Consider the following 20,290-nt stretch of genomic DNA (forward strand, 5'->3'; position numbering starts at 1 on the left):
GGCGCCGCCACCACTGGGGTGCCGCCGCCCCGCGTCTCAGTGCGAGTAGACGGTGATCGGCGAGGAGAGCGGTCCCGGCGGCACGATCGGGTACGAGGCGATCCGCCCGTCCCGCGCGATCGAGACCGAGGCCTGCACCGGCTGGGTGCTGCTGACGACCGCGCCGTCACCGTCCAGCGGGGTCGCGAGAGCCGCGAACGGACCCAGCTCGAGCGTGCGGGTGCCGCCCGGCGACGCGATCTCGACCGAGGCGGTCGAGTCGCTGCCGTTGACCAGGTGCAGTCGCGCGTCGCCCTCGCCCGTGCCGGCGACGCCGAACGGCGTCGTGGTCGCGGTGCCGGAGGCGAACCAGGCGAAGTCCGTCCCGGCCGAGCCGGTCGAGGTCGTCCGCCCCGCCGCGACGATCGGCTGGTCGGCCCGCAGGACGATGCGGTAGGAGCCGTCCGCCAGGCCCGTGAGCGGGACCTCGCCGACGAGACCGGCCGGGACGACGACCTGGGTGGAGGCGCCGGACCCGCTCGGGTCCTCGTTGGTCACCTCGACCGAGACCGTGCTGTCGGCGTCGCCGGGGGTGAGGATGCGCAGCACGGGGCTGCCCGCGCCGCCGCTGCCGTCGTCGCTCGCGGTCTCGGCCGGAGGCGACGTGACGGTGAAGCCGGCGATCACGGCGAGCGTGTCCGGGCCGGCGGAGGGTCCGGTGGTCTCGACGCCTTCAGGGGTGAGGCCGGAGATGGCGCTGCTCTGCAGGCTCGCGGCGACCTCGCCGCCCCGGGCGGTCACGTGCACGACGGGCTGGACGACTCCGGGAGCGAGCCCCGCGAGCGGGAGCGCCCGGACCGCTCCGGCCGGAACGACGACGCCCGTGGCGCCGGTGGCCTGGACGGTGCCGGTCTCGGAGAAGAGCGTGAGGTCGACGGTGGAGGCGACCTCGCTCGGGTTCGCCAGGATCAGCACCGAGGTGCGCCCGACGTCGGTCGAGCCGGCCACGAGCCAGCTGTCGGCCGAGGGCTCGGCGCAGGCGCGGGCCGACAGTCCGGAGAGGGTGTCCGTCCCGATGGCCTGGACGGTGGCTCCGCCCGGGGCGGGGTCGGAGCCCGCGGGCACGCTCAGACCGGTGATGCCGGTGCCCGGTGCGGCGACGTCGTCCTCGTCGAGGACCGTGGGGTCGGAGGTGGAGCCCTCGGGCCGGACCGTGGTCGCCGCGCCGTCGAGGGCGCGCAGCTGCTCCGGCTCTCCGGCGTCGATCAGATCGCCGCCGCAGACCAGCGAGCTGTCGGCCGCGACGGGCGTCACGACGACGCCCTCCGCGGCGCTCGAGACCAGGGGGGACGGGAGGAGCTGGGGCACGACCACGGCGGCCGCGGCGATCACGACTCCGGCCGCGCCCACGGCACCGCGCAGGGCCGTCCGGCGCCGACGGGCGGCCGACGGGGCGCGATCGGGCGCCGAGGCCGCGGCGCGGTCGGCGCGGCGCTCCGCGCGGGAGCGGCGGGCGGAGGACTCGGGCATCTGCTTCTCCTGGTCGGCGGGGTCAGACATCGTCGTTCCCGTCGTCGAACTGGCCGGTGGCCTCGCCCGGCTCGTCGTCGATCCCGGCGACCGCGCCGCTGGAGCGGCCCCGCTCGAGGGAGAGCCCGGTGGGCACCGCCAGCAGGAGCGCGACGACGAAGACGAGGAGGAGGGCGATCGTGTAGGCGATCCCGAAGGGTCCGACCACGCCGGACGGAGCGGCCTCGGTGCGGGTCCCCTCCGTGTCGACGGCCGTCCAGAGGAGCCCGTAGCGGGTGTCGCCGACGGCCGAGAAGGCCGCGTTGCCGTCGAGGGAGACGGCCGCCCGCGCACGCACGGCGGCGGCCGCGTCACCGACCTGGGTGCCGGCCGGCTCGGTCAGCACGACGAAGCGCACGCCGAGGCTCTCGAGCGCTGCGGGGACGTCGTAGCCCGTCCGCGAGACGAGGTTGCCCGCCAGCTCGTCGATCGCGTCCGTGCTCTCGGCGCCGGTGTTCGCGAGGGTCGACTGCTGGTCGAGGGTCGCGCCCGCCCCTCGCTCCAGGCGGGCGAGGACGCCGCCGTCCGCCTGTGGAACGAGCACGATCGTGCCCACCCGCGGGTCGTTCTGGGCCTCGGCCGCCACATAGGCGGGAAGCGAGCGGTCCGACGTGGTCGACACGGAGGTGCCGGCACCGGTCGGGAAGGCCACAGCGAGCGGACCGACCAGTGCTGCTGCGGCGGCCGTGACGACGAGCGCCGGCACCACGCGCACCGAGCGCACGGCGGCGAGCGAGAGCGACGCGCCGATCACCAGGCCGAGCCAGTAGAGGCTGAGACCGGTGCCGCTCCAGACGGAGACCGCTTCGGAGCCGGTGGTCGCGACCTGTACGCCCTGGGCGAGCGAGGCGGTCACCAGACCGGCCGCCGCGACGCCGACTCCGCCGAGGGCCGAGAGGTTGTTCGGGAGGAGGAGGGCGGCCAGCGCCGCGACGATCAGCGGCACGACGAGCACGGCCGTGACCAGCGGGGCCGCGGAGGCACCGATCCCCAGGCCGCCGAGGAACGCGAGCCATCCGTCGGGCGGACCGGCCGGGAAGCCGGCGAGCAGCGCGACGAAGTCCGACTGCGCGGAGGGCAGCGGGACGCCCGGATCGGCGAGGACTCCGAGCCAGTCGCCTCGCGGTGCGCGGGCGACCACCAGCGGGAAGAGCAGGACCGCCGCAGGGATCGGCAGGCCGAGGAAACGGCCGATCCGCCGCCCCGAGGTCGCGACGACGACGAGCCAGATCACCAGGAGCGGCACGGCCAGCACCGGCGCGCACGCCACGACGGCCGCGGCCAGGATCGAGGCGCTCGCGGAGGCGGACCACGAGCGGTACGCGCCGAACCCGGCGAAGAAGAGCCAGGGCAGCAGCACGTGCACCAGCAGGGGGGCGGGGCGTCCGTCGGCCTGCGCGGCGAAGAAGGCCGGGGCGAGGACGTAGACGAGGGCTCCGGCGGCGCGGGCGGTCGCGCGCGGGGTGAGCCGCGCGATCATCAGCCAGGCGCCGAGGGCGGCAGCGGGGAGTGCGACGAGGTAGAGCAGCACCATCGAGTAGCTGGGCGACCAGAACGTCAGCGAGCCGAGCACCGCGAGGACGGCGGCGAACGGGTCCGCCGCGCCGATGAACCCGGATCCGAGATCGCGCCAGCCGTAGGCCGCGTTGCGCCACAGCTCGCCGGCCGTCGGCGAGAGCGTCAGCAGACCGCCGCCGCTGAGCGCGGGAGCGGCGAGGAGCGGCGTGTAGATCACCAGGCCGGCGAGCGCCGCGACGAGGACGACCCACACTCCCCCGCCCTGGAAGAAGTGCAGAGGATGGCGGTCCCGCCCGGCCTGCACGCGCACCGCGTCGTGGCGCACCGAGCGCAGCTGCCGCACCACGTCCAGCGGGATGCGCAGCGGCGCGACGGCCTTCCACCCCACGTTCTTCGACGAGCGCAGCACCGTGCGGGCCCGGAGCACCTTCGTCCCCCCGAAGGCGACGACGAGGGCTGCGAGCAGCTCTCCTCCGACCAGCCCCGGCTGCTTGCGCAGCAGGCGCACGACCGCGCGGCCGATCGCCAGGGGGACGAGCGAGAGCCAGTGCAGGAGGAGGAGCGCGACGGGCGCGTAGGCGAGCCGGCGGTGCAGCTGCGCGGTGCGGTGCTGGCGCGTGCGGCGCCGCTCCCCGCCGTCGATGCGGCGGCCGTCGGGGCGCTGCAGCCCGATGCGGGCGGTGGTGACGCGGGCGTCCGGCACACGGCTGACCCGGTGCCCGGCGAGCCGGGTGCGGATCGAGAAGTCGAGGGCGTCGTCGACGACCGGCAGGCCGGGGTCGAAGCCGCCGAGCTCCTCCCAGAGGGAGTGGCGCACGAGCATGCCGCCGGCGGCGACGGCCAGGACGTCGGGCGTGGAGTCGTGCTGGCCCTGGTCGAGCTCGTCCTCGACGAGGTGGACGGTCGTGCCGTGCTTGGTGATCGACTCGCCGTAGCTGCGGATGTAGCCCGAGCGCGTCCAGTCCATGATCTTGGGGCCGGCGACCGCGACGGAGGGGGCGACCTCGACAGCTCCCAGCAGCGCCGCGAGGGCTCCGGGCTCGGGGGCGGAGTCCTGCGCGAGCAGCCACAGCCACTCGTCCTCTCCGGCCGGCGGCTGCATCACGCGGACCGCGCGCGCCACGGCCTGGCCGAAGGGGAGGTGCTCGGCGACCTGCACGAGCTGCGTCGGGCCCCAGGACGCGAGGAGCTCGTCGGTCGAGTCCTTCGAGCCGCCGTCGACGAACACCGTCGCGTCGGGCTGACGGGTCTGCGCCCGCAGGGCCGCGAGGGTTCGTTCCAGATAGGCCGCGCCGTTGCGCGCGACGAGGACGGCGGTGACTCGTGGATACATCGCGGACCACCCTAAGCGATGCCGCCGCGCCGCCCGCCTGCGGCTCGCCGCCCCGTCGAACGGGTCACGGCGAGGAGGTGACTACGCCCGGCGGCGCAGCTTCCGGCGCTCGCGCTCGGACAGGCCGCCCCAGATGCCGAAGCGCTCGTCGTTCTCGAGCGCGTACTCGAGGCACTGCGCCCGGACCTCGCACGACGTGCAGATCTTCTTGGCGTCGCGGGTCGAGCCGCCCTTCTCGGGGAAGAAGGCCTCGGGGTCGGTCTGCGCGCAGAGCGAGTCGACCTGCCAGGAGAGCGCACCCCCCGGCGCCTCGGTCGCGGTGTCGATTCCGGGTCGGACCCCGGGCACGCCCAGGCGGACCGGATCGACGAACCAGTCCTCGGGGACTCCGGAGTGCTGTTCCGGAAGCGTCATGCCGTCTCCTACCCCGCCTGCGAACCGATGATCGGCGGCCGCTCCTCCCGGAGCCGCTGCCTAGGTAATTACAGCGGTGTCATTCGCTCAGGTCAAGTCGCGGACCATAAACCCTCAACCCGCCGTGGAGGGTTCACGACACACCGGCGTGTCGCGAACGTGAGATCCGGTCAGGCGGTCGCGGCGCTCCGTGCGCGCCAGGCGCTCTCCACCATCTCGGCGACGGTGTGCCGCATCTCCCAGCCCAGGTCGCGGGCGGCCGTCTCGCCGGAGGCGACGATGCGGGGCGGATCGCCCGGCCGCCGCGGGACGACCTCGGGCGTGAAGGCGATGCCGGTGCTGTCGGCGATCGCGCGCATGATCTCGCCGACGGAGGCCCCGGATCCGCTGCCCAGGTTGTAGACCGGGTCGATCGGCTCCCCGGCGGCCAGGCGGCGCGCCGCGGCGACGTGCGCGAGCGCCAGGTCGGCGACGTGGATGTAGTCGCGGACGCAGGTGCCGTCCGGCGTCGGGTAGTCGTCGCCGTTGATCCTCGGCGTGCGGCCCTCCAGCAGCGCCTCGAAGACGAGGGGGAAGAGATTGTGGGGACTCGTGTCGTAGACGTCCGGGTAGCCGGACCCGACGACGTTGAAGTAGCGCAGGGAGGCGTGCCGGACGCCGTGCGCGCGCCCCGCGTCCGCGAGCAGCCACTCGCCGATCAGCTTCGACTCGCCGTAGGGCGACTCCGGACTCTTGGGGGTGTCCTCGGTGACGATCTCGACGTCGACCGCGCCGTAGACGGCAGCGCTCGAGGAGAAGACGATCGAGGAGACCCCGGCGCGCTCCATCGCCTCCAGCACGCGCAGGGTGCCGGTGACGTTCTGCTCGTAGGTGTGCAGGGGGCGCTGCACCGAGACGCCGGCGTACTTGAACCCGGCGACGTGGACGACGCCCTCGATGTCGTGCTCGGCGAGCACGCGGTCGAGCAGGGCCCCGTCGAGGATCGAGCCCTGATGGAACGGGACGCCCTCGGGCACGAACGACGCGTGCCCCGACGAGAGGTCGTCGAGGACGACGGGGTCGATGCCCTGCTCCGAGAACGCGCGCACCACGTGCGCCCCGATGTACCCGGCTCCCCCGGTGACCAGCCATGCCATGTGGATCCTCCTCGGTGCGGGCCCGCGACTGCGCGCGCCGGAAGACACCCTAGCGGCGGGGATCGACGGGACGGATCGGCCGGATCGCGACGGGGCGCGATATCCTGCCGCCGTGCTCCGCTCCGTCGCCCTCCTCGCCCTGCCCGGCCTCGCGCCGTTCGAGTTCGGGGTCGTCTGCGAGGTGTTCGGGATCGATCGCGGCGCCGACGGAGGTCCCGCCCTCGACTTCCGGATCGCCACTCCCGATCCGGGCCCCGTCCGGACGAGCCTCGGGTTCGACCTGCTGATCGCCGATGGTCTCGACACGGCCCGGGACGCGGACCTGATCGCCGTCCCCGCCCACGGACGCGGGCCCGCCGACGAGCGGGTGCTCGACCTCCTCCGCGAGGCCCACGAGCGCGGCGCGTGGATCCTCAGCGTCTGCAGCGGGGCCTTCACGCTGGCGCAGGCGGGCCTGCTCGACGGCCGGCGCGCGACCACCCACTGGATGCACGCCGCAGAGCTCGCCCGGCGCTTCCCCTCCGTCACGGTGGACCCGGAGGTCCTCTACGTGCAGGAGGGGCGCATCGTGACGAGTGCGGGCACCGCGGCCGGGATCGACGCGGCGCTGCATGTGGTGCGCGAGGAGCTGGGCGCGACGGCGGCGAGCGTCGTCGCCCGGCGGATGGTCGTGCCCCCGCAGCGCCACGGCGGGCAGGCGCAGTACCTGCGGACCCCCGTTCCCGAGGCGCGCGCGGACTCGCTGGCCGAGGTCACCGAGTGGATGCTGGAGCACCTCGACGAGGACCTCTCGATCGAGGCGCTCGCCCGTCGCGCCCTGATGGCCCCCCGCACCTTCGCGCGCCGCTTCCGCGCCGACCTCGGCACGACTCCGCTCGCCTGGCTCACCCGCCAGCGCCTCCTCCGGGCCCAGGTGCTGCTGGAGGAGACGGAGCTGACCCTCGAGGCGGTCGCCGCGCAGGTCGGCTTCGGCACGGCCGCGGTGATGCGCCACCACTTCACGCGCATCCTGTCGACCACGCCCGCGGCCTACCGCCGCACGTTCGCCGCCTGAGCGGCCGGCGCCGCGGTCGCGGGAGCGTCCGGGGTCAGACCGTCGCGACGAAGAGAGTGCCCCGTCCGGTGACGGCGAGTGCGCCCTCCGACGGGGTCACGAACACGCTGCCGCCGCGCTCGACGCGGACCGAGCCCTCGGCGCCCTCGAGCGAGAACGTGCCCTCGGTCGCGATCGCGATGGCGGGTCCGTGCAGGGCGACGCGGGCCGGCTCCTCCGACTCGGGCTGCACGACCGCGAGCACGAAGTCCGGGACGTCCGGGCGGTAGACGCGCACGCCCGGTCCGGCCTGCTCGGCCGGGAGGTAGGGCACGGGCAGCGGCGAGAACTCGAGCACGCTCACCAGCTCGGGGACGTCGATGTGCTTGGGCGTGAGCCCCCCGCGCAGCACGTTGTCGGAGGCGGCCATCAGCTCCACCCCCGTGCCCGCGAGGTACGCGTGGATGTTGCCGGCGGGCAGGTAGAGCACCTCGCCGCGGGCGAGGCGGACGCGGTTGAGCAGGAGCGAGAGCACGATGCCGGGGTCGCCCGGGTAGCTCTCGGCCAGGTCGCGGACCGTGGTCGTCTCGAGCCGGTCGTCGCCCGCGGAGGCCGCGACGACCGCGGACACCAGCGCCGCGACCTCGGCGCGGTCGCCGTCGGCGAGCAGCCAGGAGACGGCGCCGCGGAGGACCTCCGCGGGCTCGCCCTCGAGGGTCCGGGCGAACCGCGCGATCACGGCCGCCTCCTCCGCCGGGGCGCGTCCGGCCAGCTCGGCGAGCAGCGCCCGGGCGTCCGCCGGCTCGCGGAAGCCGCAGAGCGCGTCGAAGCTCTCGCTGAGCGCGTAGATCAGCTCGGGCTTGTGGAACGGGTCCTTGTAGTTGCGGTCGGCGGCGTCCCGCGGGATGCCGGCCTCCTCCTCCTCGACGAACCGGCGCCGGGCCCGCTCGGAGGAGGGGTGGGCCTGGAGCGACAGCGGCCCGCCCGCCGCGAGGATCTTGAGCAGGAACGGCAGACGGGGAGCGCCCGAGACCGGATCGACCGACCCCTCCACCCCGGCGAGCGCCGCCTCGGGGTGCTCGGCGATCCACTCGGCGAGCGTGCCGGCGCCGACGGAGGCGGGGTCGAGGATGCGAGCGGGCGATCCCGGGTGCGCACCGAGCCAGAGCTCGGCCTCGGGGGCGCCGGAGGGCGCAGTGCCGAGGGCCTCCGAGATGCCGGTGAGCGAGCCCCAGGCGTAGTCGCGGGGGGTGTTGCCGATCGGGATGAACACGGGAGCGCTGGCCTTCCGTCCGAGGGGTGGGTCCGAGCCGCTCAGCCGGACGCGCCGGGGCCGCTCCGCTGCGACGCTAGCAGGATCCACAACGCGGGCCCGGGAGGAGGGCCCGCCTGTTGGTGCTCTCCGCCAGAGGACGCGGCACTCGCAGGCGCGCTTCGTACGCTGGGAGGCGCAGCACTGCCGCCGTCGGAGCGGTCGCCGTGCCGCATCCGACGAGCGAGGGAGCACAGAGCATGGACGGCACGACCTTCGAGACCCTGGGGGCCGACTTCTACGGGTTCGAGGCGGCGCTCACGCCCGCCGAGAAGGAGCTGCTGGTCGGCGTCCGCGCGTTCCTCGAGGAGCAGGTGCGGCCGATCGCCGACGAGTACTGGGAGCGCGCGGAGTTCCCGCGGCAGCTGATCCCCGGGATCCACGCCACCGGCGTCATCGGCCTCTCCTGGCCCGAGACCCGCGCGATCGAGAACTCCGCCGTGTTCCGCGGGTGGGTGGCGCTCGAGCTGGGCCGGGTGGACGCGGGCATCGCGACCTACGTCGGCGTGCAGAACGGGCTGGTGATGGGCACGGTCGGCGTCGCCGGCTCCGAGGAGCAGCGCGCCGAGTGGCTGCCGAAGCTCGCCTCGGGCGAGGTCGTCGGCGCCTTCGGCCTCACCGAGCCGCACTCCGGCTCCGACTCCGCCCAGGGCCTGCGCACCACCGCCCGCCGGGACGGCGACGACTGGATCCTCGACGGCGAGAAGCGCTGGATCGGCAACGCGACCTTCAGCGACGTGACCGTGATCTGGGCGAAGGACGCGGAGGACGGCCAGGTGAAGGGCTTCCTCGTCCCCACCTCGACGCCCGGCTACCGCGCCACCGCCATCGCGCGCAAGCAGAGCCTGCGCACCGTGCAGAACGCCGACATCGTGCTCGAGGGCGTCCGCGTCCCGGAGTCGCTGCGCCTGCAGGGCGCGAACTCGTTCCGCGACACCGCGAAGGTGCTCCGGCTCACGCGCGCCGAGGTCGCCTGGCAGGCCATCGGCGTCGCGATCGGCGCCTACGACGCGGCGCTGCGCTACGCGAAGGAGCGCGTGCAGTTCGGCAAGCCGCTCGTCGGGCACCAGCTGGTGCAGGACCTCCTGGTCAAGAGCATCGGCAACATCACGGCCAGCATCGCCCTGGCGACCCGGGTGTCCGAGATGCTCGACGCCGGCGAGCAGCGCGACGAGCACTCCGCCCTCGCGAAGGCCTACGCGACGGCCCGGATGCGCGAGACCGTCGCCTGGTGCCGCGAGGTGATGGGCGGCAACGGCATCGTCCTCGACTACGGCGTCGCCCGCTTCTTCGCCGACGCGGAGGCCCTCTACTCCTACGAGGGCACCCGCGAGATGAACACGCTGATCGTCGGCCGCTCGATCACCGGCACCGCCGCGTTCGTCTGAGCCTCCCCGGCCGGGCCGTCTCCCCCGAGGGGGCGGCCCGGCCGGGGAGCGAGCGGCGGCGCGCCCGGCACGCCGCCGTGCCGCCCCCGCTCCCTAGACTGGTCGCCATGATCCGACGCGCCGCTCCCGCCGCTCCCCGAGCGCTCGCGGTGGCGGTGCTGGCCGTGCTGCTGGCCGGTCAGTCGCTGCGGAACCTCGCCGGATGGTGGGGCTGGGGCCTCGTCGTCGCCGTGCTCCTGGGCGCCTCGGTCGCCGTGCTCGTCCGCGCCCGCCCCCGCCTGCGCTGGGCCCGCACACCGAAGTCGCTGGTCCTCTTCCTCGGGCTCGCGGTGCTCTCGCTGGTGTGGTCCGCGTATCCGGGAGCGAGCGCGATCGGCGTCACGGCGCAGCTCGCGACGACGCTCGGCGGCGTCGTCCTCGCCGTCACGCTGACCAGCCGGGAGCTGCTCACGGCTCTCGGACGGGCGCTGCGCCTCTCCGTCGGCCTGTCGCTCCTCTTCGAGCTCGTGATCGCTGTCGCGGTGCGGCAGCCCGTCCTGCCGTTCGGCGTCGAGCCTCCCGCCGACGGACCGACGCCCGACGCCTTCTACTGGTCGCAGGCGGCCCTCCTCACCGGCGAGCCCGTCCAGGGGATCGTCGGCAACCGCAACCTCCTGGGCTTCCTCGCCCTGCTCGGCCTGATCGTGGTCGTGATCGAGCTGGCCGCGCGCTCGGTCCGGCGGCGCTGGGGAGCGGTCTGGGTCGCCCTGTTCGTCGCGACCCTCCTGCTCACCCGCTCGGCGACCGTCCTGCTCTGCCTCGTCGCCGTCGTCCTCGCGGCCGCGTTCGCGCTCTGGGCGCGCCGGAGGGGCGAGTCCCGCCGCCGCCCCGTCTACCTGACCGCCGCGGGTCTGACGGTGGCGGCCGTCGCCGGAGGCGCCGCGGGCCGGGGCGCCCTCCTCGGCCTGCTCGGCAAGAGCGAGGACGCCACGGGCCGCCTCGACATCTGGGACTCGGTGATCGCGCTCACGCTGCAGCGCCCGGTCCTCGGCTGGGGCTGGGTCAGCTACTGGGCTCCCTGGGTCGCCCCGTTCGACACCCTCGCCGAGCGCAAGGGCGTGCTCTACCTGCAGGCGCACGACGCCTGGCTCGACGTCGCCCTGCAGCTCGGAGCGGTCGGCCTCGTCCTCTTCGCGGCGCTCGCCGTCTCGACCCTGTGGCGCTCCTGGTTCCGCGCCGTCGACCGCCCGCGGCGCGACGCGACCTCGACCCTCCCCTACACGGCCGTCAGCCTCGCTCCTCTGCTGATCGTCGTCGCCCTCCTCGCGCAGTCGCTGTTCGAGAGCCGGATCCTGATCGAGGGAGGCTGGCTGCTCCTCGTCCTCTTCGCGGTGCAGACCAAGCGGCCGGCGACCGACACGCCCGAGGTCCTCGCCGCGACCCCGCTCCCCCTGGCCGACGCCTCCCCGAGGCGATGAGGCCCCGCCGCCCCTCGCTCCCCGCCTCCGTCGCCGACGCGACGGCGTCCCCGCAGTTCGCGGCGGCCCTCGCCCAGACCACCCTCGTCACCGTCCTCTGCGCCCCGGCGGTCCGGGGGCTCATCGGCTGGCCCGGCTACATCGCCGCCGTCGCCACGCTCACCGCCCTCGCGGCGCTCATGCTCGTCCTGCGGCGCGGCCTGCTCGACTGGGAGGGCCTGCTGCCCACGAGCATCCTGGTGTTCCTCGGCTGGATCGCGCTCAGCGTGCTGTGGAGCGACTACACCTGGGCCACGGTCTCGAGCGTGGTCTACCAGTTCGCCCTGGCGTTCCTGGCGATCGCGATCGGCCTCACGCGCGACATCATCCAGATCATCCGCTCGGTGGGCGACGTGCTGCGGGTCGTGCTGATCGCCTCGCTCGCCGTGGAGGTGCTCTCGGGGGTGCTGATCGACCAGCCGCTGCGCTTCCTCGGCGTGGAGGGCCTGCTCGCGGTCGGCGGGCCGATCCAGGGACTGGTCGGAACGCGCAACCAGCTCGGGCTGGTCTGCCTGCTGGCGATCGTCACGTTCTCGGTGGAGCTGATGACCCGCTCCGTCGCCCGCTGGCCGGCCGTCGCCTCGATCGCCCTCGCCGCGGTCACCCTCCTCTTCACGCGGTCCGCCGTGAGCGCGGGCGTGCTCGCCGTGGCCGTCGTCGTCGCGCTCGCCCTGCGCTGGGTGCGCCACGGCGACGGCACCCGGCGCCGGCGGCGGCAGTTCGCGGTGCTCGGAGTCGCCGCAGCGGCCGCCCTCACCGTGTGGCTCCTGCGCTACCGGGTGATCGAGCTCCTGAACGCGGGCAGCGAGTTCGAGTTCCGGCTGCGGCTCTGGCAGCAGGTCTGGCGCTTCACGGACCTCGCGCCGATCGTCGGCTGGGGCTGGGTGGGCTACTGGCGACCCGACCTCTACCCCTTCACCGCCATCGACTACCTCTCGGGCCGCCCGCACTCGTCGAGCCTCAACGCGCTCTTCGACGTCGCCCTGCAGGTCGGGGCGGTCGGAGTGGTCCTGTTCGTCGTGCTGATCGGCCTCGCGCTCTGGCGCTCCTGGCTGATCGCCTCCGAGCGCAAGGCGGTCGTGCACGTCTGGCCGGTGCTGGTGCTGACGGTGCTGATGGTCACCGCGCTGGCCGAGAGCTCGATCCTGCTCGACGCCGGCTGGCTGCTCGTGGTGCTCTGCGCGATGCGCGCGGCGCAGGGGCTGAGCTGGCGCCGGCTCCTGCACCCGCGGGACTGACCGGCCTCCTCAGCGCCCGCGCCGCCGCGCCACCCGGCGGAGCACGGCGAGGTGCTCCTCCCGGCAGCGCTCCCAGCTGAAGGACCGGGCGCGCTCGACGCCGAGCGGGCCGAGCTCGCCGGTCCGCTCGATCGCCTCCAGGATCCCGTCCGCGATCGAGCGCGGCTCGAGCGGATCGACGTAGACCGCGGCGTCCCCGCAGATCTCCGGGAGCGAGCCCGCGTCGGAGGCGGCGACCGGGCAGCCCGACGCCATCGCCTCGATCGGCGGGAGGCCGAAGCCCTCGTAGAGGCTCGGGAACGCGAGCACCGCGGCCCGGCGGTAGAGGTCGGCGAGCTCCTCCGGAGTGACGTGGCCGCGCCACTCGACGAAGTCCGGCAGCGGGCCGAGACGGTCCAGATCCCCTCCCGTCAGCACGAGCCGGAGGGAGTGCCCCTCCGCCCGCAGCAGGCGCACCGCCTCGAACAGGCGGGCGTGGTTCTTGTGCGGCCAGGCGCGCGCCGGGTAGAAGACGAAGTCCTCCCGTGTCCCCAGATTCGCGACGAAGCGCCCGGTGTCCACGCCGAGATGCGACACGTGGATCCGCTCCTCCGGGATGCCCAGCAGCTCGACGATCCGCCCCTTGGTGAAGGCGCTGATGGTGATGACCGCGTCGGCGCGGCGAGCGGTCGCCTCGTAGGCGAGGCGGCGGAAGACGCGCTCGACGCGGGGGAAGAGGTGCGGGAGGTCGCGGTGCTGCAGGTCGAACAGCATCTGCACGTGCCCCTGCCGCCGTGACGGCCACGGGAGCGGGACCGTGAAGGGGAAGTAGAGCACCGCGTCCCGGCCGACGCGCCGGCGCAGCCGCGGCGTGCGCAGGAGCGCCTGGAGCATCCCGACGGCCCGGCGGCGGTGGCCCGCACCGCTGACGACCCCCTCGGCCACGACCTCGGGCACGCCCTCGCTGAAGCCGCGCGCGTTCTCGGGCACGAGCACCTGCACGGCGGGCCCCTCCTCCCCCGGCCGCGGCACCAGCAGGCGCGTGAGGGCGCGCGCGTAGGTCTCGCCGCCGCCCATCCCGCCCGGGTCGACGGTGAGCACGGCGAGCGTGACGGGGCGGAGTTCCGGCATGGCGTCCAATCGGTCCGAAGCCCGGCCAGGATACCCGCGGACCGCGCCGCGCCCGGCGGCCGGCCGGGCCCGTGGGTAGTATGTGACCCGCTGTCATCGACCCCGACGAATTGGACCACCACGTGCCCCGCGCTTTGATCACCGGAATCACCGGCCAGGACGGCCTCTACCTCGCCGAGCTCCTCCTCTCGAAGGGCTACGAGGTCTTCGGGCTCGTCCGCGGGCAGAACAACCCCAAGTACGAGCTGGTCCGCCGCACCGTCCCCGAGGTGACCCTGCTCACCGGCGACCTGACCGACGTCTCGAGCCTCGTTCGCGTGCTCGCCGCCGCCCAGCCCGACGAGGTCTACAACCTCGGCGCGATCTCGTTCGTGGCCTACTCGTGGGAGAACGCGTCGCTCACCACCGACGTGACCGGCAAGGGCGTGCTCAACATCCTCGAGGCGACCCGCCTCTACGCCGGCTCCGACATGTCGCGCGTGAAGTTCTACCAGGCCTCCTCCTCCGAGATGTTCGGCAAGGTCCAGCAGGTCCCGCAGAGTGAGGAGACGCTGCTCTGGCCGCGCTCGCCCTACGGTGTGGCCAAGGTCTTCGGCCACTACATGACCATCAACTACCGCGAGTCGTACGGCATGCACGCCTCCTCCGGCATCCTCTTCAACCACGAGTCGCCCCGCCGCGGCCCGGAGTTCGTCACCCGCAAGATCAGCCTCGCGGTCGCCCGCATCAAGCTCGGCCTCCAGGAGACGCTGGAGCTCGGCAACCTCGATGCGAAGCGCGACTGGGGCTTCGCCGGCGACTACGTCGACGCGATGTGGCGCATGCTGCAGCAGCCCGAGGGCGACGACTACGTGGTCGCGACCGGCGAGACCCACGAGATCCGCGAGTACCTCGACATCGCCTTCAACCACGTCGGCATCGAGGACTGGACCCCGTACGTGACCCAGAACCCCGCGTTCATGCGTCCCGCCGAGGTGGACCTCCTGATCGGCGACCCGGCGAAGGCGCGCGACGTCCTCGGCTGGGAGCCGAAGGTCTCGTTCCCCGAGCTCGTGGCGATGATGGTCGAGAACGACCTCGCCGAGCAGTCCGCGCTGATCAAGTAGTCATGCCTGCCGCTCTCGTCACCGGAGCGAGCGGTCAGGACGGGGGCTACCTCGTCGAGCGCCTGCTCGCCGACGGCTGGGAGGTCTCCGCGCTCGTGCGCGGGACCGACGACGCCGCTCTGCCCGCCGCCGTCCGGCCCTTCGAGGGCGACCTCCGCGACGCCTCCGGCCTCGGCCGCATCGTCGCGGAGGCGCAGCCGGACACGGTCTTCCACCTCGCCGGCCTCTCCTCCGTCGCGCTCTCGTGGAAGGAGCCCGTGCTCACGGCCGAGGTGACCGGCACCGCGGTCGCCGCGCTCCTGGAGGCCTCGCTGGCGCTCCAGGACTCGGCCGGCCGCGAGGTCCGCTTCGTCCAGGCCTCCTCCTCCGAGATCTTCGGGGCCGCGACCGAGAACCCGCAGACCGAGCGGACCCCGATCCGCCCCGTCTCCCCCTATGGCGCCGCGAAGGCGTTCGCGCACCACCTGGTCGCGGTCTACCGCGGCCGGGGGCTGCACGCCTCGTCCGGCATCCTCTACAACCACGAGTCGCCGCGGCGGCCGCTCGGCTTCGTCACCCGCAAGATCACCGCCGGAGTCGCGGCGATCGCGACGGGCGCCGAGTCGGAGCTCTCTCTCGGCAACCTCGACGCGCGCCGCGACTGGGGCTGGGCCCCCGACTACGTGGACGCCCTGGTGCGCGCCTCACGCGCCGAGGAGGCGGGCGACTACGTCGTGGCGACCGGAGTCGCGCACTCGGTCCGCGACTTCGTCCGCGCCGCGTTCACCGCGGCCGGCATCGACGACTGGGAGCACCGGGTCACGATCGACCCGCGCTTCGCCCGCCCCGTGGACGCCCCCGAGATGCGCGGGGACGCCTCCCGGGCCCGCGAGGTGCTCGGCTGGGCGCCCACTGTGGGCTTCGAGGAGATCGTCGCCCGTATGGTCGAGAACGACCTCGAGCTGGCGCGCCGCTCCGGCTGACCCGCTCCCGCGCACGCGGAAGGCCCCCGCTCCTCGAGCGGGGGCCTTCTCCGTGCGGGCGGCCGAGGACGCCTAGGCGGTCGCGTCCGACCGCTCGGCCCGGGCACGCTCGTCGACGCCCTCGCCCTCGACGAGGTACGACCAGACGCGCGCGGCGTACTCGTCCCACGTGCCGCCGTCGATCGCGAGCGCCTCCGCCGAGAGCCGCGCGTGCAGCTCGTCGTCGGTCAGCAGCCGCTCGAGGGCCGCGGCGATGTCGTGGTCGTCGTGCGGATCCACGAACAGCGCGCCGCCCGAGGCGGAGACCTCGTGCATGCTGCCGAACCCGGAGGTCACGACCGGCGTGCCGACCGAGATCGACTCCACGATCGGGAGACCGTAGCCCTCGTTGATCGAGGGGAACACCGTGCACCGGGCCAGGCGGTAGGCGCTCCAGAGCAGCGCATCGGTGATCTTGGAGAGCGAGCGGACCGGACGGCCCTGGCCCTCCAGGACCTCGAGGCGGTACTCGAACTCGGCGCTGCTCCAGGCGTTGCCGCCGATGAAGACCAGGCTGAAGCGCACGCCCCGGCGCCAGAGCAGCTCAGCCGCCTGGAGCACCGCCAGGTGGTTCTTCCGCGGCTCGTGGCTGCCGACGCAGACGACGAGCGGGAGGTCGCCGGTCACCAGCGAGCGCGCGGCGGTGGCCAGCTCCTCGTCCGAGACGCTCTCCGGCTGCGAGGGCAGCAGGATCGGGCGGATGTCCGGCCCCTGCATCCCGACGCTGCCGAGCATGTGGCGCCAGCCGGAGTACTCGGTCGCGGCCGCCTCGGAGATGGTCGCGATGCGGTCCATGTGCGACACGGCGACGAGAGTGCGCGAGAAGGCGGCGCTGATGCCGGTGCTCGCCGTCTCGGCGGTGGTGACCGGCACGCAGTCGAAGCCGATGGTGCCCGTGCGGTTGCCGCTGAACTCGGCGAGGGCGGAGACGCGCGACGTCCGCTCGTCCTCCACGGCGAGCTCGGGCAGGAGGTAGGTGCCCTCCCACGGCACGATCACACGGGAGCGGTCCTCCGCGGCGTCGGGCACGGCGCCCGAGACGGCGTTCCGGCTCTGCTCCGGGGTGAGCATGACGAGCGACTCGTGGGTGGAGTCCCAGCCGGCGAGCAGGATCTCGTGGTCGCGCGTCCAGCGGACGAGGCTCTGGCGCACCACGCGCTGGATGCCCGTGGCCAGTCCCGTGCGCGCGGTGTGGTGCACGTCGACCACGACCGCGCCGACGACCACCTCGACCTCGGGGTGGTGGAAGCGGGCGAAGACCCGGTTCGAGGCGATGGTGGACGCGGCGTGGGTGAGCAGGCCGGCGGTGCCGTCCAGCCGGGCCCGGCGGCGACCGTCGACGACGTCCTCCCGGCGCGGGAGCGTGCCGCGGAGGACGGCGAGCACCAGCCAGACCTCGCGGTCGGTGGGGGCGGGCAGCAGAACGCTCAGCTGGCCCGTGAGGGCGTCGACGCTGCCCAGCGGCTCCACGGAGGGGGCGAGGGTGCGCACCAGGGTGGCGAGACGGTCGACCAGGTACTGCTTAGAGCGCACGGGGCGCCTCCTCGTGCTCGATGAGGGCCGAGGGGCCGATCAGGGCGGCCCACAGCTCCCGGGCGTAGTCGTCCCAGGTGCGCTCGGGCCGCTCGGCCGCCTCGAGCCGGAGCTCGTCGACGAGCTCCGGCGATGTCAGCAGTCTGCGCATCCCGTCGGTGATCTCCTCGTCGGACTCCGGGTCGATCAGGACGCATCCGCCGTGCTCGGCGATCTGGGCCGTGCTGCCGTAGCGCGAGGTCAGCACGGGGAGCCCGATCGACAGCGCCTCGGCGACCGGCAGGCCGTACCCCTCGTGCAGCGACGGGAACGCCAGGAACAGCGCCTCCCGGTAGCTCGCGATCAGGACATCGTCGTCGGCTCCGCGGAGTACCTCGACCGGGCGCCCGGCGGCGACCAGCTCGCGCACGCGGGGATCGAAGACCTGGTGCGCCCAGGGGTTGGCTCCGCCGATGAAGCGGACGCGGAACCGCAGGCCCTCGCGCCAGAGGACCTCGGCGGCGTGCAGCACCGCGAGGTGGTTCTTGCGCGGCTCCTGGCTGCCGACGCAGAGCACGAGCGGCAGCCCGGACGCGCCCCGGCCCTCGGAGCGCAGGCCGTCCGGGAGCTCCACGGGCAGCGGGACCGGGACGACGGTCGGGCCGGTGAGGCCCTGAGCGGGGAGCGCGCGCACGAAGCCCTCGAACTCCAGCGCGGCCGCGGCGCTCACCGTGGCGACGCGCTCGGCGTGCTTGACCACGGAGAGGAAGTTGACGAACCGCACCGTCTCCTCCGGCGGCACCGTGTCGGCGCTGACGACGGGGATGGCGTCGTGGCCGAGGACGACCACCTCGTTGCCGGAGTACTCGGCGAGGGCCGAGAGCGGCCCGCACTGGTTGTAGTCGGGGACCGAGGGGATGACGACGACGCTGCGGTAGGGCACGACGAACTCGATGCGCTCCGGATCGCCGTGCTCCCAGTCGCGCCGCCCGGCGGAGGACCAGTCGACGACGCGCTCGTGCTCGATCGCGCTCAGCCGTCGGAAGGACATCGAGCCGTGGACCCAGGCGACCGGGACGATCTCGTGCTCGGCGTCCCAGCGGGACACGGTCTGGCGCACGACCCGCTGGACTCCGGTGTTGTGCCCGTGCCGGGCGGGGAAGTCGACGTCGATCAGGACGGCCCCGGCGACGACCTCGACGCGGGCGTCCAGATCGGCGAACCCGGTCGCGGTGCGGGAGCCCGCCTCGAGGAAGATGCGCAGCGCCGCCTCCTCGGGCGCGAGCTCGAGGGCGCGGCGGAACCAGTCGAACAGCTCGCTCGTCGGGTACGCGGCCGTGAACGACACCAGCGCGACCCAGGTCAGCTCGTCGTCCTGGCGCGCGCGGATCTCGCGGGCCACCTCGTCGAGGTACGGGCCGGGCCCGCGGGTGCGCAGCGAGGCGCGCCGCTTCTCGTCGAAGAGGAGCGCGCCGACCTGCTCCAGCCGCTGCAGCATCGCCTCCGTGCGGTGGGCGCGCGCGGTGGCCGCACCGGCGGCGGAGACCTGCGACCGGTCGCTCATCGCGCCCGACCGGACAGGCGGCGCTTCACGAAGCGCGCGCTGTGGCCGACGGCGCCCGACAGCCCGAGCTGCTCGACGCGGATCTGGAAGGTGCGCACCAGGCGGAGCGGCTTCGTCACCCGCCAGGAGAGGGTGCGCTCGAAGCCGGAGGCGGTCACTCCGCCCACCTGGATCCGCTCGACCCACTCGTCGAAGGGGTCGTTGAGGAGGGAGTCGACCTGCGCGCGCAGACGGGCGAGCTCCTCGTCCGGGGACTCGGGCTCGGCGGGACGGGGCTCGACGGGGGCACCGGACGTGCGCGCGGGCGCCGTCGGGACGGTGCTGGGAGCGGCGTCGCCGACGGCCGACTCGAGGCTCGGGTCGGGAGCGGGAGGAGCGTCCTCGCCGGTGCCGCCGAGGACGGGGGCGGGGTCCCCAGCGCTCTGCGGCGCCGGGTCCAGGGGGACGTCGGATGGCTGCGTGGGCATGGCGAACACCTCGTTCGTGTCGTTCAGTCGGCGAGCGGGAGCAAGACTACCCGCCATGCGCCGCGCACCGGCACGCCAGCCAGGGGGCTCCGGGGTGGGCCGCACGTATAATGATGCGGTCCGTCGCCCGGCGGAGGCCGAGAGCTTGGAGTTCCATGCCCAGCAAAGCTGTGGATCGCGCGCGCGCGATCGCCGACGAGCCGTTCCAGATCGCCGGCACCACGTCGGCCGTCGGCGGCGGCTCGGGCGGCTTCGTCGCCTCCCTCGCCGAGATCCTGCGGCACCGCGAGCTGCTCCGCCTGCTCGTCGGGCGTGAGCTGAAGTCTCGCTACAAGGACAGCAGCCTGGGATTCGTCTGGAGCCTCGTCCGGCCGCTGATCATGCTCCTCATCTACTACGTGGCGATCGGCCAGATCCTCGGGGCCTCGCGCGGCGTCCCGAACTTCGCGATCTTCGTCTTCTCGGGGCTCACCCTCTGGGGCCTGTTCAGCGAGATCGTGACCGCGGGCACCACGTCGATCCTCGGCAACGGCGGACTGATCAAGAAGGTGTACCTGCCGCGGGAGATCTTCCCGGTGGCCGCCATCGGCTCGGCCCTGTTCAACTTCGGGGTCCAGTTCGTCGTCCTGATCGCGGGAGCCGTCCTCACGGGCTCGCTGATCTTCGGGGTCCAGCTCCTCTACATCGTGCCCGCGCTGGCGATCGTGCTCGTGTACGGCCTCGCGCTGGCACTGGCTCTGTCGGCCCTCAACGTCTACCTGCGCGACGTCCAGTTCCTGGTCGAGGTGGGGCTGCAGATCTTCTTCTGGCTCTCCCCCATCGTCTACGCGTGGAACTTCGTCGTCGCCGCCTCCACGGGTGCCGGCCACGGCTGGGCCGAGCAGCTCTACCTGATCAACCCGATCTCGAACGCGATCCTGGCCTTCCAGCGTGCGATCTGGGGCGACGGCTCGCGCGTCAGCATCATCGACGGCACCGAGATCGCCCCCCAGGTGTGGCCGCCGGACATGGAGCTGCGCCTTCTCATCGTCCTCGTCGTCGGGCTGGTGTTCGTGTGGATCGGCCACCGGATCTTCCGCCGCCTCGAGGGCAACTTCGCCCAGGAGATCTGATC

The 20,290-nt window shown here is 73.8% G+C and carries 16 protein-coding genes; 7 read left to right on the forward strand and 9 right to left on the reverse strand.

Going from position 1 to position 20,290, the window contains the following annotated elements; translation table 11 throughout:
• Positions 1-36: 36 nt before the first annotated feature.
• The 4 genes from C5D08_RS00335 to galE form a co-directional block, all read right to left on the reverse strand.
• A complete protein-coding gene (locus C5D08_RS00335; RefSeq protein ID WP_146086121.1) occupies positions 37-1,539 on the reverse strand; it encodes a DUF5719 family protein in 1,503 nt (500 codons plus the stop codon).
• On the reverse strand, positions 1,532-4,399 hold the full coding sequence (locus C5D08_RS00340; RefSeq protein ID WP_104275309.1) for a glycosyltransferase family 2 protein: 2,868 nt from the start codon (positions 4,397-4,399) through the stop codon (positions 1,532-1,534). The genes C5D08_RS00335 and C5D08_RS00340 overlap by 8 nt, the downstream gene beginning before the upstream one ends.
• Positions 4,400-4,480: 81 nt before the next feature.
• Complete coding sequence (locus tag C5D08_RS00345; RefSeq protein ID WP_104224145.1) at positions 4,481-4,813, reverse strand: WhiB family transcriptional regulator; 333 nt, start codon at positions 4,811-4,813, stop codon at positions 4,481-4,483.
• Positions 4,814-4,983: 170 nt separating this feature from the next.
• Positions 4,984-5,949, reverse strand: a complete 966-nt coding sequence (galE, locus tag C5D08_RS00350) for a UDP-glucose 4-epimerase GalE (RefSeq protein WP_104275310.1) — start codon at positions 5,947-5,949, stop codon at positions 4,984-4,986.
• Between the two features lie 112 nt (positions 5,950-6,061).
• On the opposite strand from galE, the gene C5D08_RS00355 reads away from it, so the two are divergent.
• Positions 6,062-7,003: a GlxA family transcriptional regulator gene (locus C5D08_RS00355; protein ID WP_104275311.1), complete on the forward strand. Its 942-nt coding sequence runs from the start codon at positions 6,062-6,064 to the stop codon at positions 7,001-7,003.
• A gap of 34 nt (positions 7,004-7,037) precedes the next feature.
• On the opposite strand, the gene manA is transcribed toward C5D08_RS00355, so the two are convergent.
• On the reverse strand, positions 7,038-8,255 hold the full coding sequence (gene manA / locus C5D08_RS00360) for a mannose-6-phosphate isomerase, class I (RefSeq protein WP_104275312.1): 1,218 nt from the start codon (positions 8,253-8,255) through the stop codon (positions 7,038-7,040).
• 239 nt (positions 8,256-8,494) lie between these two features.
• Here manA and C5D08_RS00365 point away from each other — a divergent pair, with 239 nt between their 5' ends.
• The 3 genes from C5D08_RS00365 (at position 8,495) to C5D08_RS00375 (ending at position 12,416) form a co-directional block, all read left to right on the forward strand.
• Complete coding sequence (locus C5D08_RS00365; RefSeq protein ID WP_104275313.1) at positions 8,495-9,682, forward strand: acyl-CoA dehydrogenase family protein; 1,188 nt, start codon at positions 8,495-8,497, stop codon at positions 9,680-9,682.
• Between the two features lie 107 nt (positions 9,683-9,789).
• Positions 9,790-11,139, forward strand: a complete 1,350-nt coding sequence (locus C5D08_RS00370) for an O-antigen ligase (RefSeq protein ID WP_104275314.1) — start codon at positions 9,790-9,792, stop codon at positions 11,137-11,139.
• Entirely contained in the window at positions 11,136-12,416 is a 1,281-nt protein-coding gene (locus C5D08_RS00375; RefSeq protein WP_104275315.1) for an O-antigen ligase, read from the forward strand. The genes C5D08_RS00370 and C5D08_RS00375 overlap by 4 nt, the downstream gene beginning before the upstream one ends.
• Positions 12,417-12,425: 9 nt before the next feature.
• Here C5D08_RS00375 and C5D08_RS00380 read toward each other — a convergent pair whose 3' ends face one another.
• Positions 12,426-13,526 carry a glycosyltransferase family 1 protein gene (locus C5D08_RS00380; RefSeq protein WP_104275316.1) on the reverse strand — a complete coding sequence of 367 codons (1,101 nt, stop codon included), beginning with the start codon at positions 13,524-13,526 and terminating at the stop codon, positions 12,426-12,428.
• Positions 13,527-13,648: 122 nt separating this feature from the next.
• On the opposite strand from C5D08_RS00380, the gene C5D08_RS00385 reads away from it, so the two are divergent.
• Positions 13,649-14,632 carry a GDP-mannose 4,6-dehydratase gene (locus C5D08_RS00385; protein WP_104275317.1) on the forward strand — a complete coding sequence of 328 codons (984 nt, stop codon included), beginning with the start codon at positions 13,649-13,651 and terminating at the stop codon, positions 14,630-14,632.
• A gap of 2 nt (positions 14,633-14,634) precedes the next feature.
• The gene (locus C5D08_RS00390) at positions 14,635-15,594 is read left to right on the forward strand and encodes a GDP-mannose 4,6-dehydratase (RefSeq protein WP_104275318.1); all 960 of its coding nucleotides are present in this window, start codon (positions 14,635-14,637) and stop codon (positions 15,592-15,594) included.
• Between the two features lie 72 nt (positions 15,595-15,666).
• Here C5D08_RS00390 and C5D08_RS00395 read toward each other — a convergent pair whose 3' ends face one another.
• From C5D08_RS00395 to C5D08_RS00405, 3 genes are read right to left on the reverse strand one after another with little or no spacing between them, the layout of a single operon-like run.
• Positions 15,667-17,166, reverse strand: a complete 1,500-nt coding sequence (locus C5D08_RS00395) for a glycosyltransferase family 1 protein (protein ID WP_104275319.1) — start codon at positions 17,164-17,166, stop codon at positions 15,667-15,669.
• Positions 17,156-18,709 carry a glycosyltransferase gene (locus C5D08_RS00400; protein ID WP_104275320.1) on the reverse strand — a complete coding sequence of 518 codons (1,554 nt, stop codon included), beginning with the start codon at positions 18,707-18,709 and terminating at the stop codon, positions 17,156-17,158. The genes C5D08_RS00395 and C5D08_RS00400 overlap by 11 nt, the downstream gene beginning before the upstream one ends.
• The gene (locus C5D08_RS00405) at positions 18,706-19,176 is read right to left on the reverse strand and encodes a hypothetical protein (protein ID WP_104281392.1); all 471 of its coding nucleotides are present in this window, start codon (positions 19,174-19,176) and stop codon (positions 18,706-18,708) included. The genes C5D08_RS00400 and C5D08_RS00405 overlap by 4 nt, the downstream gene beginning before the upstream one ends.
• Positions 19,177-19,331: 155 nt before the next feature.
• Here C5D08_RS00405 and C5D08_RS00410 point away from each other — a divergent pair, with 155 nt between their 5' ends.
• A complete protein-coding gene (locus C5D08_RS00410; RefSeq protein WP_104275322.1) occupies positions 19,332-20,288 on the forward strand; it encodes an ABC transporter permease in 957 nt (318 codons plus the stop codon).
• The last annotated feature ends 2 nt before the right edge of the window (positions 20,289-20,290 follow it).

This window comes from Rathayibacter sp. AY1B6 (genome assembly GCF_002932755.1).
GTDB lineage: Bacteria > Actinomycetota > Actinomycetes > Actinomycetales > Microbacteriaceae > Rathayibacter.